This is a genomic window from Pararhizobium sp. LjRoot255 (assembly GCF_964252905.1).
GTDB lineage: Bacteria > Pseudomonadota > Alphaproteobacteria > Rhizobiales > Rhizobiaceae > Pararhizobium.
This window is the reverse complement of record NZ_CAXUPQ020000001.1, coordinates 1,532,950-1,548,061: the sequence shown is the minus strand read 5'-3', so window position 1 is coordinate 1,548,061 and position 15,112 is coordinate 1,532,950. Positions and strand designations below refer to the sequence as shown.

Below are 15,112 nucleotides of genomic sequence, written 5' to 3'. Positions count from 1 at the left end.
GCCCCCGAAATGCCCGGCCAAGGGACATGGCCGGATCATCTTCGTGATGGAAAACAGTGACTTGGCGTTGGGAGGAAATCAATGCGCAAGGACAGAGCCCACCGCTTGCAATTTCGAAATTGCTGAGATAGCTTGCCAGGGTAATATGTTTTTTATCGATAAAAGGTCGAACTGTTCGCGTCTTGCGGCTCGATCCGAGGAGAACTCAACAAGGCGCTGTTGGAGGAGAACAACACCATGACTCTTATGAAGCATATCCTGTCGCGCCGCGCCTTTACCAGCCTTGCTGGTGCCGCCGTGTTCGCCACAATGATGCCGATGACATCGTTCGCCCAAGACGTCACCATCCCGATCATCGTCAAGGACACGACGTCCTTCTACTGGCAGATCGTTCTGGCCGGCGCCCGCGCTGCGGGCAAGGATCTCGGCGTCAATGTGCCGGAACTCGGCGCGCAGGCCGAATCCGACATCAACGGCCAGATCAGCATTCTTGAAAACGCCGTTGCCGGCTCCCCGGCCGCCGTGGTCATCTCGCCGACGGAATTCAAGGCGCTCGGCAAGCCGATCGACGAAGCTGCCAAATCCGTGCCGATTATCGGGATCGACTCGGCCGCTGATTCCAAGGCCTTCAGCTCGTTCCTGACGACGGACAACACACAGGGTGGCCGTATCGCCGCTGACGGTCTTGCCGCCGCGATTAAGGAAGCAACGGGCAAGGAAGAGGGCGAAATCGCCATCATCACCAACCTGCCGGGCGTCGGCTCGCTCGATCAGCGCCACAATGGCTTCATGGAACAGATCGCCGCGAAATATCCGGGCCTCAAGGTCGTCGCCGATAAATATGCCGACGGTCAGGCTACCACCGGCCTCAACATGATGACCGACCTGATCACCGCAAACCCGAATCTCGTTGGCGTTTTTGCTTCCAACCTGATCATGGCGCAGGGCGTCGGCCAGGCGATCGCCGAAAACAAGCTCGGCGACAAGATCAAGGTCATCGGCTTCGACAGCGATGAAAAGACGGTCGGCTTCCTCAAGGAAGGCGTGCTTGCAGGCCTCGTCGTCCAGGATCCCTACCGGATGGGCTATGACGGCATCAAAACCGCGCTGGCCGTTTCCAAGGGTGAGAAGGTCGAAGCCAATGTTGATACCGGCGCCAACCTGGTGACAAAAGCCAACATGAGCGACCCGAAGATCGACGCCCTTCTGAACCCGAAGGTCAACTGATCAACAAAGGCGGCAGGATCACAGCCGTTGGGCGACTGCCCTGCCGCCCCCCGCAGAGCGCGATCTTGACCTGCTTCAGGCTGAAACTTCGGCTTGGAGCAGGTTTTTGGGTCCAGGAGAGGAGCCGCCATGACAGGACTATTTGACGTCAGCCACCGGCACGAGGAAGGAGCGGCGACGGTTGCCAGGCATCCCGTTCCCAGGGGAGAGCTAATCCTGGAATTGCGCGGCCTGCAGAAGAAATATGGTGCCGTCGAGGCCCTGAAACCGGCCAACTTGACGTTCCTGTGCGGCGAAATCCATGCGATCGTCGGTGAAAACGGCGCGGGCAAGTCGACTCTGATCAAGCTTTTGACTGGCGTTATCCGGCGAACGTCCGGTGAGGTTTTCTGGTGCGGCGAACCCGTTCAGCTGTCCAATCCGACAGAGGCGATCTCGCGCGGGATCAATGCCGTTCACCAGGAAGTCGTGCTCTGCCCGCATCTGAGCGTCGCCGCCAACATGTTCCTCGGCGACGAGATGAACAATAGCGGCCTGATGCGCAAGCGCGCCATGACCGATGCGGCGCAGGCCGTGCTCAATGATCTCGGCTTCAACCTGCCGGCGGCAGCGACGTTGTCGACATTGACGATCGGCCAGCAGCAACTCGTCGCTACGGCGCGCGCGGCGATGCGTGGCACGCAGTTTTTGATTTTCGATGAGCCGACCGCCTATCTGACACGTCAGGAATCGGCGCAGCTGTTCCGGCTCATTCGCCGGCTTCAGGCCGAAGGCGTGACCATCGTCTATATCAGCCATCGCATGGAAGAAGTCTTCGAACTCGCCGATCGCGTTTCGGTCCTTCGCGACGGCACCCATGTTGGCACCCGCAAGATCAGCGAGACCAACGATGCCGAGTTGATCGCGTTGATGATCAATCGCACCATCGAGCAGATCTATCATAAGGAAACCCTGCCGATCGGCGCCACCATCGTCGAGACGCGCGGCCTTTCCGGTCCCGGCTTCGAGGATATCTCGCTCTCCGTACGGGCCGGCGAAATTGTCGGGCTTTACGGCCTGATCGGCGCCGGGCGCAGCGAATTTGCGCTTGGGCTCTATGGCCGCCAGTCGGTCACGTCCGGCGAAATCTACTGGCAGGGCAAGAAGGTCGACATCCGCAATGAGCGCCAGGCGATGGACCTTGGCATTGCGCTTGCGCCGGAAAGCCGCCGCGACCAAGGTCTCTGCCTCAACCTGCCGATCGGCCTCAACATCAACCTGCCGGTGTTCGACCGGCTGACAAGCCGTTTCACCATCAACCGTCGCCGCGAGATCGCAAACGCAGACCGCCAGATCAAGGACCTGAAGATCAAGACGCCGACGCGCCGGGTGCTGGCGTCTGCCATGTCCGGCGGCAACCAGCAGAAGATCGTCATCGGCAAGTGGCTGAGCCACGGCGCCAAGCTGTTCATTTTCGATGAGCCGACGGTTGGCGTCGACGTCGGCACCAAGGCTGAAATCTACCGATTGTTTGCCCGGCTGCTGGAACAGGGGGCGGGCATCATCCTGATCTCGTCCTATCTGCCGGAGGTCTACGAACTTGCCGACCGGCTGCATGTGTTCCGGCAGGGAAAACTCGTGGCTAGTCACAGCTATCGCGGCGGCTCGCACGAGGACGTGCTGACCCAGGCGATCGGCGTGTGAAATCGTGAAAAGACCAGAAGAACATATGCGTGGAGGAAAATCATGAGCGTTGAAGCGACAACAGAAGCGGCACCTGTGCCGAAACGAGGAATGAACATTCTGTTCGGGCTCACCCTGCTCGGGCTTCTGCTGTTCCTTTGGCTGCTTCTCGGTCTTTCGACCAACAGCTTCTGGACATCAAACAACCTCAGCAATCTCTTGCGTCAGGGTGCGATGACGGCGATCCTGGCGGTGGGGCAGACCTTCGTCATCATCACCGCCGGCATCGATCTTTCTGTCGGCGCCGTCGTCGGTTTTGCCAGCGTTGCGGTTGCTTGGTTGCTCGCCGCCGGTGTGCCGCTCTGGCTGGCGATGATCATCACGCTGCTGATTGGCGTGCTGATCGGCGCGTTCCATGCTTTCGGCATTGTGCGTATGGGACTTCCAGCATTCATCATCACGCTGGCAACCTTGACGTCGCTGCGTGGCATCGGCCTTCTCATCACCAACGGTTCGACGATCTCGATCAGCAACGAGGCTTTCACGAATTTTTCCCGTGCTGATTTCCTCGGCATTCCCAGCCTGTTCTGGATGGTTCTCGTCGTCGCTATCCCGGCCTATGTGTTCCTTCACTTAAGCCGTTGGGGCCGTTATCTCTTCGCCGTCGGTTCCAACAGCGAAGCGGCGCGCCTGTCCGGCGTCAATGTCAACCGGACGATCTACCTTGCCTATATCCTGTCCTCCACCTGCGCTGCCTTCGTCGGCCTGCTGCTTGCCTCGCGCATCGGCATCGGCAACGCCACTCAGGCGGAAGGCTGGGAACTGCAGGCGATTGCCTCCTCGGTCATCGGTGGCACCAGCCTGTTCGGTGCGGTTGGTTCGGTGCAAGGGCCGCTGCTTGGCGCCTTCATCCTGGCGACGATCAACAATGGCGCCAACCTGCTTAACGTGAACTCGTTCTGGCAGCGCATCATCACCGGCGTGCTGATCATCGTCATCGTCTATTTCGACCAGTTGCGCCGCCGCGGCTCGCGCTGACTGTCCTCCCACATCCGGCCGGCTGGAGCCAGCCGGCCGGATGCCGATCAAAACCGTGACTCACGTTGTTGCGGACGATTGCAAGGAACTGCCTGCCATGAAAGCCGCGATCTGCCCCGAGCCCGGGCGTCTGGAACTTACTGACCGACCGCTACCGCCGGCGCCGCCAAGGGGCTGGGCGCGACTTTCCGTCAGCCACGTCGGCATCTGCGGCACCGACTATCACATCTTCGAAGGCAAACATCCCTTTCTCGAATATCCCCGCGTCATGGGTCACGAGATTTCGGCGACAGTGATAGAATCCGGCGAAGGAGTTTCGTTGACGCCGGGAACGCCTGTCATCGTCAATCCCTATCTTTCCTGCGGAACCTGTGTTGCCTGCCGCAAGGGCAAGCCGAATTGCTGCGCGGCGATCAAGGTGCTGGGTGTTCATGCCGACGGCGCCTTCTGCGAGGAAATCCTGGTGCCGGAGGGAAATCTTTATCCGGCTGGCGACCTATCGCTGGAGGCGGCGGCAACTGTCGAGTTTCTGGCGATTGGTGCCCATGCCGTGCGCCGTTCACTTGCGCCGTCCGGATCGCGGGCGTTGGTCATCGGTGCCGGACCCATCGGCCTTGGCACTGCGCTGTTTTCGCGCATCGCCGGCCATGAGGTGACGCTTCTCGATGCGAGCCCCGAGCGGCTGGCGATGGCCGCCGATCGGCTTGGATTTGCACATGGCATTCTCGCTGGTGATGGCGCATTGGATGCGGTGCTGACAGCGACAGGCGGCGATGGCTTTGATGTCGTCTTCGATGCCACCGGCTTCGGCGGCTCGATGGAAAAAGCCTTTGCCTTCGTCGCCCATGGCGGATGCCTTGTCTTCGTGAGCGTCGTCAAGGACGACATCCGCTTTTCCGATCCTGAGTTCCACAAGCGCGAAATGATGCTGGTTGGCAGCCGCAACGCGACGCGGCAGGATTTTGAGCACGTGGCAGCCTCGATCCGCGCCGGCCATGTGCCGATCGAAGCGTTGATCACGCATCGCACCACTCTGGATGACGTAGTAAGTGACCTGCCGCGCTGGGCGCATGAGAAGGCCGGATTGATCAAGGCCGTGGTAAAGGTGTCGCCTTGAGCCATATCGATGCTCATCAGCACTATTGGACGCTCGGCCTTGGCCACAATGACTGGCCGCCGCCGGAGCTCTCGGAGATTCATCGGGATTTTACTCCGGAAGACCTGAGGCCGCATCTGGCGGCAGCCGGCATCACCAAAACCGTGCTGGTCCAGGCGGCACCCAACCTGGCCGAAACCGAATTCCTGCTTGATGTGGCAGAACGCGAAGGAACCGTCGCCGCCGTTGTCGGCTGGGTGGACGTGTGGTCGCCAGCGGCACGTTCCGATCTGGAGCGGTTCAAGCGCCATCCGAAGTTCAGGGGAATCCGTCCGATGCTGCAGGGTTTGGAGGATACGTTCTGCATCCTTCAGCCCGAGGCGATGCGCACGTTGGAGATGCTGCCGGGACTGGGCCTGCGTTTCGACGCTCTTATTCAGCCCCGCCACCTGCCGGTTATCACGGCTCTCGCCGACCGGTTGCCCGATCTGCCGATCGTCATCGACCACGGGGCAAAGCCGTTCATAGCCAAGGGAATTATCGAGCCCTGGCGCGCCGACATGGCTGCGCTCGCCGGCCGGCGGAATGTTTGCGTCAAGCTCTCCGGGCTGGTCACGGAAGCTGGCCGCGGCTGGACGGTGGATCGGCTGCGGCCCTACGTCTTGCACCTGCTCGATGTTTTCGGACCGGAACGCATGATGTTCGGCAGCGATTGGCCTGTCGTTCATCTCGATGCGAATTATGAAAAATGGTGGATAGCGGCGAACGAATTGCTGCGAGACCTTGATGAAAGCGCTCGTTTGGCGGTTCTTGGAACGAGTGCCGCGCGTTTCTACGGCATTGATTCGTGATGGGCAGGCTCGCGCAAGCGCCTTTTCCGAGTACCAAGCCTTCCATGACAGATTTGTAATAGAACTAGTCCTAAGTGAGCAGGGCATATTTATTGCGTCGCACAAGAAAAGTGTTACTGTTTGCCTTGCTAACGAACAAGCGGATAAAAGAACAAGTGCAAGGTTGCATCCAACGGGGAGCGGCGTTGTCGTCTAGGGTAACAAGGAGAACGCTTCCGATGTTTTACCAGCTCTACGAGCTCAATCATGCGATGATGGCCCCATGGCGCGCCGCAGCGGACGCCTTGCGGCTGGCCTACGCCAATCCGCTTAATCCCTTTGCGCATACCTATCTCGGCCGCGCGGCTGCCGCCGGCCTCGAGGTTTTCGAACGCACGACGCGTCGCTACGGCAAGCCGGAATTTGGTTTGCCCGAAACGATCGTCGATGGCATGTCCGTCGCCGTCGACGAGCGCATTGTCTGGCGCCAGCCTTTCTGCAACCTCATCCATTTCGAGCGTGCGCTCCCGAAAACCAGGACGGCCGATCCCAGGGTGCTGGTCGTCGCACCGATGTCCGGACACTATGCGACGCTGCTGCGCGGCACCGTCGAAGCGCTATTGCCGCAATCTGATGTCTATATCACCGACTGGATCGATGCCCGCACAGTGCCGCTGACCGAGGGCACCTTCGACCTCGATGACTATATCGACTACGTCATCCAGATGCTGCATGCCCTTGGGCCGGACACCCATGTGATCGCCGTCTGCCAGCCGGCCGTTCCGGTGCTTGCCGCCGTGGCGCTGATGGAGGCGGATAACGATCCGCTGTCGCCGTCCTCGATGACGCTGATGGGCGGCCCGATCGACACGCGCATCAACCCGACCGCGGTCAATCAGCTCGCCGAAGACAAGCCGATCGAATGGTTCCGCGACAAAGTCATCATGCCGGTGCCATTCCCGCAATCGGGCTTCATGCGTCCGGTCTATCCCGGTTTCCTGCAGCTTTCCGGCTTCATGTCGATGAATCTTGACCGCCACCTGACCGCGACGAAGGAGTTCTTCGCACACCTTGTCAAGAACGATGGCGACGCCGCCGAAAAGCACCGCGACTTCTACGATGAATATATGGCCGTCATGGATCTGACAGCCGAGTTCTACCTGCAGACGGTCGAGACCGTCTTCATGCGCCATGCCCTTCCGAAGGGCGAGATGATGCATCGCGACCGCCGCGTCGACACGACCGCGATCCGCAAGGTGGCGCTGCTCACGGTCGAAGGCGAAAACGACGACATTTCCGGCGTCGGCCAGACCAAGGCGGCGCAGACGATCTGCACCAACATCCCCGAGAACATGCGTATGCACTACATGCAGCCGGATGTCGGCCACTACGGCGTCTTCAACGGATCGCGGTTCCGTCGCGAGATTGCGCCGCGCATCACCGCGTTCCAGCGCGAGCATGCCCGCAGCGCCAAGCCGCCGATGCCGCGGCTGATTAAAGGCGGAAAAACCGGCTGATCCCCGCTTATATCGATTTCACCGGTCGATATCAGGGGTTTGCCGGAATCTGCGAAGGTTTGCCTTGCAGAGCGGCAGACCTCTTCCCATCTCGTTATAAGCGGGCCCGAAGGAGAGGCCCACTGTTAGTGAGGACTTCTGAACATGAACCAATCTGCATTGATCCGTCCGGACTGGACGCCTGCGACCATTGCCATGATGGTGCTCGGTTTCGTGGTTTTCTGGCCGCTTGGCCTTGCCGTGCTTGCCTACATCCTGTTCGGCGAAAGGCTGAAATCCTTCAAGAAGGACGCCAATTCGACCATCGACGGCGTCTTTACGTCGTTCAAGCGTGGCGGCGGCCGCGGCTTCTGCGGTCCGCAATTTCGCACCGGCAACGTCGCCTTTGACGACTGGCGCGAAGCAGAACTTGCTCGCCTCGATGAAGAACGCCGCAAGCTCGATGAAATGCGCCAGCAGTTCGACGACTATGTTCGCGAGTTGCGTCGCGCCAAGGACCAGGAAGAATTCGACCGCTTCATGCGCGAACGCAATTCCGGCGGTTCTGGCTCCACCCCGGGCTTCCCCGCGCATTGATCGCTATGGTCAGCTGGACGACAAAACCGGTATTCTCCTCGGATACCGGTTTTTCTTTTTGATATATCGTGCGCGCATCTCGGGGATCATGCGCCCATCAAACGAATCGGCTATCAATCCCTCATGTTCTCCCTGCTTCGAAAGTCGCGTCAGCCCAAGTCCCCGCCGCCGTCCGTGCAGCGGACGATAGACGTTGCTGGCAAGGCGATGCCGCTGACGATCCGGCATAATGCCCGCGCCACGCGGATGACGCTGCGGATCGAGCCGGGTGGTCGTTCCTTGAAGATGACGATCCCGGCCGGGCTGCCAGAGCGTGAAATCAACGCCTTTCTCGACCGGCATCAGGGCTGGTTGATGACCAAGCTCGCCCGGTTTTCCGGCGAAAGTGTTCTGGAAGAGGGCGGCACCATCCTGCTGCGCGGCGTTGCCCATCGGATCGAGCGCACCGGCAAGCTGCGTGGTCTGACCGAAGCCGTCGTCATCGACGACGAGGCCGTGCTCCGGGTGAGCGGCGCAGAAGAGCACTTGCGCCGCCGGATTGCGGATTTCCTGAAGAAGGAAGCGCGGAACGACCTGGAACACCTGGTTGCTATCTATGCCCGCATCATCGGCCGCAAGGTGAAGTCCCTGAGTTTCAAGGACACACGCAGCCGCTGGGGCTCGTGCGCCGCCGATGGGAGCTTGAGCTTCTCCTGGCGCATTGTCATGGCGCCGCCGAAGGTGATCGACTATTTGGCCGCACACGAGGTGGCGCATTTGCGCGAGATGAATCATGGACCGGATTTCTGGGATCTCTGCGAAGAACTCTGCCCGGCCATGGAAGATGCCAAGCGCTGGCTGAAGCGCAACGGCACGATGCTGCACGCCATCGATTTCGATTGACCGGCTCAGCGCCGATACTGGTACCCCAGCGCTTCCCTGATCTTCTCGTCCGTCTTGTATTGGCTGAGCGCATAGACCGACCAGATCGCAGCCGGAACCCAGCCGATCAGCGTGATCTGGAGGATCAGGCAGATGATCCCGGCGAACGGCCGGCCGATGGTGAAAAACTGAAGCCAGGGCAGGATGAGGGCAAGCAAGAGACGCATGGGATTCTCCATTCATTTTCGATGGCGATATGGGACCGTTTACCGCTATTAGCAATGGTTGAAGCATCATTGGCGCCACAGTTCGATGTGTTTTAAGCTCGACTCGCGCGGCATTTCATGTCAGGTCGCTGTGCATGAAAACGGAAGTGAAAATTTGCGGGCTGAAGACTGCCGAGGCCGTGGATCGGGCCGTGACGCTCGGTGCGCGCCACACGGGTTTCATCTTCTTTCCGAAGAGCCCGCGCAACATCGAGCCCGATGATGCCGGTCGCCTCGCCGATCGCATTCGTGGCAAGGCGAAGATCGTCGCGGTGACGGTCGACGCGGATAGCGATCTGCTTGACGAGATCGTCTCGGCGCTGTCGCCGGATATACTGCAGCTTCATGGTAACGAAAGCCCCGAACGGGTCCTGACGGTCAAGGCCGTCTACGGGCTACCGGTCATGAAGGTGCTCTCCATTCGCGAAGCCGACGATCTGAAACGCATCGCGCCCTATATCGGCATCGCCGACCGCTTCCTGTTCGATGCCAAGCCGCCGAAAGGCTCGGATCTGCCGGGCGGCAACGGCGTTTCTTTCGACTGGCGGCTGCTCGACGCGCTTGACGACAGCGTCGATTACATGCTTTCCGGTGGATTGAATGCGGACAATATCGGCGAGGCGCTGGCGCTCACGGGCGCAAAGGCCGTCGATATCTCGTCCGGCGTCGAAAGCGCGCCGGGCGTCAAGGATCTGAAGCGCATGGAAGAGTTTTTCGATGCCGTTCTGCGCGCGGAAATGGCGATCGCCGGAGATATAGCATTGGCAGGGAGAAACAAGTGAACGAAACGCCCAAACTGAATTCGTTTCGGTCGGGTCCCGACGAGGACGGCCGTTTCGGCATTTTCGGCGGCCGCTTCGTCGCCGAAACCCTGATGCCGCTGATCCTCGACCTGCAGGACGAGTGGAACAAGGCCAAGACCGATCCGCAATTCCAGGCGGAACTCAAGCATCTCGGCGCCCATTATATCGGCCGGCCGAGCCCGCTTTATTTTGCCGAGCGACTGACCGAGCATCTTGGCGGCGCCAAGATCTATTTCAAGCGCGAAGAGCTGAACCACACCGGTTCGCACAAGATCAACAATTGCATCGGCCAGATCCTGCTTGCCAAGCGCATGGGCAAGACCCGCATCATCGCCGAAACCGGCGCCGGGCAGCATGGCGTCGCCTCGGCAACGGTTGCCGCGCGCTTCGGTCTCCCTTGCGTCGTCTATATGGGCGCCACTGACGTGGAGCGCCAGGCGCCGAATGTGTTTCGCATGAAGTTGCTCGGTGCCGAAGTGAAGCCGGTTACCGCCGGTTCCGGCACGCTGAAGGATGCGATGAACGAGGCTCTGCGCGACTGGGTTACCAATGTCGACAGTACCTATTACCTGATCGGCACGGCCGCCGGCCCACATCCCTATCCGGAACTTGTCCGCGATTTCCAGTCGGTGATCGGCACGGAAGCGCGCGAACAGATGCTGGAGGCCGAAGGCCGACTGCCTGATCTGGTCGTCGCAGCCGTTGGCGGCGGATCGAACGCCATCGGCATCTTCCATCCGTTCCTCGATGACGAATCCGTCAAGATGGTCGGCGTTGAGGCGGGCGGCAAGGGACTGGAAGGTGACGAGCATTGCGCCTCGATCACGGCGGGTTCGCCCGGCGTGCTGCACGGCAACCGCACCTACCTCCTGCAGGATGGCGACGGGCAGATCAAGGAAGGCCACTCCATTTCGGCCGGCCTCGACTATCCTGGGATCGGCCCGGAACATTCCTGGCTCGCCGATGTCGGCCGTGTCGAATATGTGCCGATCATGGACCATGAGGCGCTGGAGGCATTCCAGCTGCTGACGCGTCTCGAAGGCATCATCCCGGCGCTGGAACCGAGCCACGCGATCGCCGAAGTGATCAAGCGCGCGCCGAAGATGGGCAAGCACGAGACCATCCTGATGAACCTCTCCGGCCGCGGCGACAAGGACATCTTCACCGTCGGCAAGATTCTTGGAATGGGGTTATAAGAGCATGACCGCACGCATGGACAAACGATTTGCCGATCTTGCTGCCGAAGGCCGCCCGGCGCTCGTCACCTATTTCATGGGCGGAGACCCGGATTTCGAGACGTCGCTGGCGATCATGAAGGCCTTGCCTTCGGCCGGCGCCGACATCATCGAACTCGGCATGCCCTTTTCCGACCCGATGGCCGATGGCCCCGCGATCCAGCTCGCTGGCCAGCGTGCGTTAAAGAGCGGACAGACGCTGACAAAGACGCTGGAAATCGCCCGCCGTTTCCGTGCCGACGATCGGGACACGCCGATCGTCATGATGGGGTACTACAACCCGATCTACGTCTATGGCGTCGAGCGCTTCCTCGATGATGCGCTGGGGGCGGGCATTGATGGCCTGATCGTCGTCGATCTGCCGCCGGAAATGGATGACGAGCTTTGCATCCCGGCGCTGAAGAAGGACATCAATTTCATCCGCTTGGCGACCCCGACCACCAACGACAAGCGGTTGCCGAAGGTTCTCGAAAACACCTCCGGGTTCGTCTACTACGTCTCGATGAACGGTATCACCGGTTCGGCCCTGCCGGATCCCTCGGTTGTCGGCGGCGCCGTGCAGCGGATCAAGAGCCACACGAATTTGCCGGTCTGCGTCGGTTTCGGCGTCAAGACGGCCGAACATGCGCACGCCATCGGCGCGTCGGCCGACGGCGTGGTCGTCGGTACCGCCATCGTCAATCAGGTGGCATCAAGTCTGACCGAAGACGGGAAATCGACAGGGGCGACGGTGCCGGGCGTGGAAGCCCTGGTGCGTGGCCTTTCCGCCGGCGTTCGTTCCGCACGGCTTGTAGCGGCCGAATAATTGCCCACATTATGGGGCAGGACCGGTTTTAAATATTCAGGAGTTTGGATTTGAACTGGATCACGAATTACGTTCGACCGAAGATCAACTCGATGCTCGGCCGCCGGGAAGTTCCGGAAAATCTCTGGATCAAGTGCCCGGAGACCGGCGAGATGGTGTTCCACCGCGATCTCGAAGAGAACAAATGGGTCATCCCCGCCTCCGGCTTCCATATGAAGATGCCGGCTAAGGCGCGTTTGAGGGACTTGTTCGATGACGGCGTTTATGAAGCCCTGCCGCAGCCCAAGGTGGCTCAGGACCCGCTGAAGTTCCGTGATTCCAAGAAGTATGTCGATCGCCTGCGCGACAGCCGCACGAAGACGGATCTGGAAGACACGATTGTTGCCGGCGTCGGCCGCGTACAGGGCGTGAAGCTCGTCGGTGTCGTGCATGAATTCAATTTCATGGGCGGTTCGCTCGGCATGGCGGCCGGCGAGGCGATCATCAAGGCCTTCGAAAAGGCGATTGCGGAAAAGTGCCCGCTGGTCATCTTTCCGGCATCGGGCGGCGCGCGCATGCAGGAAGGCATCCTGTCACTGATGCAGCTACCGCGCACGACTGTCGCGGTGCAGATGCTCAAGGAAGCGGGTCTTCCCTATATCGTCGTGCTGACCAACCCGACCACCGGCGGCGTCACCGCCTCCTATGCGATGTTGGGCGACCTGCACCTTGCCGAACCCGGCGCAGAAATCTGCTTTGCCGGCAAACGCGTGATCGAACAGACAATCCGCGAGAAGCTGCCCGAGGGCTTCCAGACATCGGAATATCTGATGGAGCACGGCATGGTCGACATGGTGGTCAAGCGCCACGACATTCCCGCGACGCTCGCCCGTGTCCTGAAAATCCTGATGAAGAAGCCGATGGATGCCGCTAAGTTGAGTGGCAACACGCCTTTGGCCGCCCTGCCGATTGCGGCCTCGGCCAGCGTTTGAGGACACCCCGCGTTCACCCGTGCGCAGGCGGATGTTAAGAATTTGAGATTGTAGCGTTCTCGGCTCGCTCGATGGCGTGCAGCGCTCCAACAGCGGTTTGCAGGAGCGGTGATGACGACAGCGCATGTCAGCGAGGCGGGACAGGAGATCGACAAGCTGCTGGCCCTTCATCCAAAGGGCTTCGATCTGTCGCTCGACAGGATCACGCGGTTGCTCGACGTGCTCGGCAATCCGCAGGACAGGTTGCCGCCGGTCATCCACGTCGCCGGTACCAACGGCAAGGGTTCCGTCACCGCCTTTTCGCGCGCCATCCTCGAAGCCGCCGGTCTGAGCGTCCACGTCCATACCTCGCCGCACCTCGTCAATTGGCACGAACGCTACCGTATCGGCAAAAAGGGCGGGCGCGGCGCGCTGGTCAGCGACGCCGTCCTGGCGGATGCGGTCCGGCGCGTGGCAGCGGCGAACAGCGGGCAGAAGATCACCGTTTTCGAAATCCTGACGGCCGTCACTTTCCTCCTCTTTGCCGAACATCCGGCAGATGTCGCGATCATCGAGGTCGGCCTCGGCGGCCGCTTCGATGCCACCAATGTGATCAGGACCCCGGCCGTTTCCGTCATCATGCCGATCTCGCTCGATCACCAATCCTATCTCGGCGACCGGGTCGAGCTGATCGCAGCAGAGAAGGCCGGGATCATGAAACACGGTTGCCCGGTGGTGATCGGCCATCAGGAGGAAGACACCGCACGCGACCTGCTGGTATCGACGGCCGAGCGCCTGAAATGCCCGGTCTCGGTCTACGGGCAAGATTTCATGGCGCATGAGGAATTCGGTCGGTTGATCTATCAGGACGAGTTCGGGCTTGCGGACCTGCCGCTGCCGCGCCTGCCCGGCCGCCATCAGCACGCCAATGCCGCCGCCGCAATCCGCGCGGTCAAGGCTGCCGGTTTCGATCTGACGGAGGGCGCGATCGAAGCGGGTCTGACCACTGTCGAATGGCCGGGCCGGCTCCAGCGCCTGAGCGACGGCAAGCTTGTTTCGCTTGCGCCGAAGCGCGCCGAAATCTGGGTCGATGGCGGACACAATCCGGGTGCGGGACAAGTTATCGCCGAAACCATGGCCAATCTCGAGGAACGCGATCCTCGTCCGCTGTTCCTGATCATCGGAATGATCAACACCAAGGACCCGGTCGGTTATTTCAAGGCCTTCAAGGGGTTGGCCGAACAGGTCTTTACCGTGCCGATCCGCGGCTCGGATGCCGGGATCGACGCGGTGGCGCTCGCCGACGACGCAGGCGCGGCCGGCTTCGAGGCGACACCGCTCGAGACGGTGGCCGAGGCGTTGGCGACCATCACACAGATGTTTTCGAACGATCCGGCATCGCCGCGCATCCTGATTGGCGGGTCGCTTTATCTGGTTGGCGATGTGCTTGCCGACAACGGCACGCCGCCGAGGTAATTTCAGGCCGGAAATCCTGTTGCGTGGCGCAGCCTCAAGGACGATCCGAAGGTACTGGTGCGTCGAGTGCAAATGCGCCAACAGATTTCGCACAGGCGCGACGTCCGATCGTCTATCGATGTTCCATTTTTAACAAGGCAAGCGAATGAACACGAATCCTGAATTGCCAATGGGCTATTCGCCGGTCCCGCCGGGCAAGATTGCCAACGCGGTCACTTTCCTAGAGATGCGCGCGCGGCCGGAGAATGCCACTATTGTTGGCGCTCCACTCGCTCTGGCGCGTCTGACCGCCGAGGATCTCCAGGACTACCGGCGGCTGTTTCGGCTGATCGGGGAGGACTGGATGTGGGTGTCTCGCCTTGAGATGGACGATGACGCAGTGCGGGCAATACTCTCCGATCCCGCCGTCGAGGTGTATGCTCTGCAGGACGGGGAACGGCACATCGGCCTTCTGGAACTCGACTTTCGTGTGTCGGGTGAATGCGAGCTTGTCTTTTTCGGCTTGGCCAGGGACGCGATCGGCAAGGGCGTCGGGCGCTTTCTCATGAATGAGGCGATTGCCAAAGCATGGACCCAGCCGATTGATCGTTTCTGGCTCCACACGTGCAACTTCGATCATCCCGCCGCCTTTGCATTCTATCAGCGATCGGGATTTAGGCCCTACGCCCTGATGGTCGAGGTCCACGACGATCCACGCCTGACGGGTCTGCTGCCAAAGACTGCCGCGCCTCATGTCCCGCTGTTGGATATGCCGCGCCACGGCGTCTGAC

The 15,112-nt window shown here is 60.7% G+C and carries 15 protein-coding genes; 14 read left to right on the top strand and 1 reads right to left on the bottom strand.

The features are described from left to right. Nucleotides 1–237 precede the first annotated feature (237 nt). The 8 genes from ACSQ2W_RS07635 (at nt 238) to ACSQ2W_RS07600 (ending at nt 8,828) form a co-directional block, all read left to right on the top strand. Nucleotides 238–1,227 (top strand): ABC transporter substrate-binding protein, encoded by a 990-nt coding sequence (locus ACSQ2W_RS07635; RefSeq protein ID WP_436085717.1) that lies wholly within the window; start codon nt 238–240, stop codon nt 1,225–1,227. Nucleotides 1,228–1,356: 129 nt separating this feature from the next. Next, nucleotides 1,357–2,910, top strand: coding sequence for a sugar ABC transporter ATP-binding protein (locus ACSQ2W_RS07630; RefSeq protein ID WP_436085716.1), 1,554 nt, complete (start codon nt 1,357–1,359; stop codon nt 2,908–2,910). Nucleotides 2,911–2,952: 42 nt separating this feature from the next. Continuing rightward, nucleotides 2,953–3,927, top strand: coding sequence for an ABC transporter permease (locus ACSQ2W_RS07625; protein ID WP_436085715.1), 975 nt, complete (start codon nt 2,953–2,955; stop codon nt 3,925–3,927). Nucleotides 3,928–4,024: 97 nt separating this feature from the next. Beyond that, nucleotides 4,025–5,044, top strand: a complete 1,020-nt coding sequence (locus ACSQ2W_RS07620; protein ID WP_436085714.1) for a zinc-binding alcohol dehydrogenase family protein — start codon at nt 4,025–4,027, stop codon at nt 5,042–5,044. Further along, complete coding sequence (locus ACSQ2W_RS07615; protein WP_436085713.1) at nt 5,041–5,874, top strand: amidohydrolase family protein; 834 nt, start codon at nt 5,041–5,043, stop codon at nt 5,872–5,874. The genes ACSQ2W_RS07620 and ACSQ2W_RS07615 overlap by 4 nt, the downstream gene beginning before the upstream one ends. 218 nt (nt 5,875–6,092) lie before the next feature. After that, complete coding sequence (gene phaZ / locus ACSQ2W_RS07610; protein ID WP_436085712.1) at nt 6,093–7,370, top strand: polyhydroxyalkanoate depolymerase; 1,278 nt, start codon at nt 6,093–6,095, stop codon at nt 7,368–7,370. A gap of 144 nt (nt 7,371–7,514) precedes the next feature. After that, complete coding sequence (locus ACSQ2W_RS07605) at nt 7,515–7,946, top strand: DUF2852 domain-containing protein (RefSeq protein WP_436085711.1); 432 nt, start codon at nt 7,515–7,517, stop codon at nt 7,944–7,946. A gap of 123 nt (nt 7,947–8,069) precedes the next feature. Further along, entirely contained in the window at nt 8,070–8,828 is a 759-nt protein-coding gene (locus tag ACSQ2W_RS07600; RefSeq protein WP_436085710.1) for a M48 family metallopeptidase, read from the top strand. Between the two features lie 5 nt (nt 8,829–8,833). On the opposite strand, the gene ACSQ2W_RS07595 is transcribed toward ACSQ2W_RS07600, so the two are convergent. After that, nucleotides 8,834–9,034 (bottom strand): YqaE/Pmp3 family membrane protein, encoded by a 201-nt coding sequence (locus ACSQ2W_RS07595; RefSeq protein WP_436085709.1) that lies wholly within the window; start codon nt 9,032–9,034, stop codon nt 8,834–8,836. Nucleotides 9,035–9,168: 134 nt separating this feature from the next. On the opposite strand from ACSQ2W_RS07595, the gene ACSQ2W_RS07590 reads away from it, so the two are divergent. From ACSQ2W_RS07590 to ACSQ2W_RS07565, 6 genes are all read left to right on the top strand, one after another. Further along, nucleotides 9,169–9,855 (top strand): phosphoribosylanthranilate isomerase, encoded by a 687-nt coding sequence (locus ACSQ2W_RS07590; RefSeq protein WP_436085708.1) that lies wholly within the window; start codon nt 9,169–9,171, stop codon nt 9,853–9,855. Continuing rightward, entirely contained in the window at nt 9,852–11,072 is a 1,221-nt protein-coding gene (gene trpB, locus ACSQ2W_RS07585) for a tryptophan synthase subunit beta (RefSeq protein ID WP_436085707.1), read from the top strand. The genes ACSQ2W_RS07590 and trpB overlap by 4 nt, the downstream gene beginning before the upstream one ends. Before the next feature lie 4 nt (nt 11,073–11,076). Next, a complete protein-coding gene (gene trpA / locus ACSQ2W_RS07580) occupies nt 11,077–11,916 on the top strand; it encodes a tryptophan synthase subunit alpha (RefSeq protein WP_436085706.1) in 840 nt (279 codons plus the stop codon). Between the two features lie 50 nt (nt 11,917–11,966). After that, entirely contained in the window at nt 11,967–12,887 is a 921-nt protein-coding gene (gene accD, locus ACSQ2W_RS07575) for an acetyl-CoA carboxylase, carboxyltransferase subunit beta (RefSeq protein ID WP_436085705.1), read from the top strand. A 111-nt stretch (nt 12,888–12,998) separates the two neighbouring features. Beyond that, entirely contained in the window at nt 12,999–14,342 is a 1,344-nt protein-coding gene (locus ACSQ2W_RS07570; protein WP_436085704.1) for a bifunctional folylpolyglutamate synthase/dihydrofolate synthase, read from the top strand. 169 nt (nt 14,343–14,511) lie between these two features. Next, the gene (locus tag ACSQ2W_RS07565) at nt 14,512–15,111 is read left to right on the top strand and encodes a GNAT family N-acetyltransferase (RefSeq protein ID WP_436085703.1); all 600 of its coding nucleotides are present in this window, start codon (nt 14,512–14,514) and stop codon (nt 15,109–15,111) included. Nucleotide 15,112 lies beyond the last annotated feature (1 nt).

Excerpts from the sequence above, each read along its gene's own strand:
- ACSQ2W_RS07635 (WP_436085717.1), top strand. The coding sequence starts at position 238 with ATGACTCTTATGAAGCATATCCTGTCGCGCCGCGCCTTTACCAGCCTT.
- ACSQ2W_RS07630 (WP_436085716.1), top strand. The coding sequence starts at position 1,357 with ATGACAGGACTATTTGACGTCAGCCACCGGCACGAGGAAGGAGCGGCG.
- ACSQ2W_RS07625 (WP_436085715.1), top strand. The coding sequence starts at position 2,953 with ATGAGCGTTGAAGCGACAACAGAAGCGGCACCTGTGCCGAAACGAGGA.
- ACSQ2W_RS07620 (WP_436085714.1), top strand. The coding sequence starts at position 4,025 with ATGAAAGCCGCGATCTGCCCCGAGCCCGGGCGTCTGGAACTTACTGAC.
- phaZ (WP_436085712.1), top strand. The coding sequence starts at position 6,093 with ATGTTTTACCAGCTCTACGAGCTCAATCATGCGATGATGGCCCCATGG.
- ACSQ2W_RS07605 (WP_436085711.1), top strand. The coding sequence starts at position 7,515 with ATGAACCAATCTGCATTGATCCGTCCGGACTGGACGCCTGCGACCATT.
- ACSQ2W_RS07600 (WP_436085710.1), top strand. The coding sequence starts at position 8,070 with ATGTTCTCCCTGCTTCGAAAGTCGCGTCAGCCCAAGTCCCCGCCGCCG.
- ACSQ2W_RS07595 (WP_436085709.1), bottom strand. The coding sequence starts at position 9,034 with ATGCGTCTCTTGCTTGCCCTCATCCTGCCCTGGCTTCAGTTTTTCACC.
- ACSQ2W_RS07590 (WP_436085708.1), top strand. The coding sequence starts at position 9,169 with ATGAAAACGGAAGTGAAAATTTGCGGGCTGAAGACTGCCGAGGCCGTG.
- trpA (WP_436085706.1), top strand. The coding sequence starts at position 11,077 with ATGACCGCACGCATGGACAAACGATTTGCCGATCTTGCTGCCGAAGGC.
- ACSQ2W_RS07570 (WP_436085704.1), top strand. The coding sequence starts at position 12,999 with ATGACGACAGCGCATGTCAGCGAGGCGGGACAGGAGATCGACAAGCTG.
- ACSQ2W_RS07565 (WP_436085703.1), top strand. The coding sequence starts at position 14,512 with ATGGGCTATTCGCCGGTCCCGCCGGGCAAGATTGCCAACGCGGTCACT.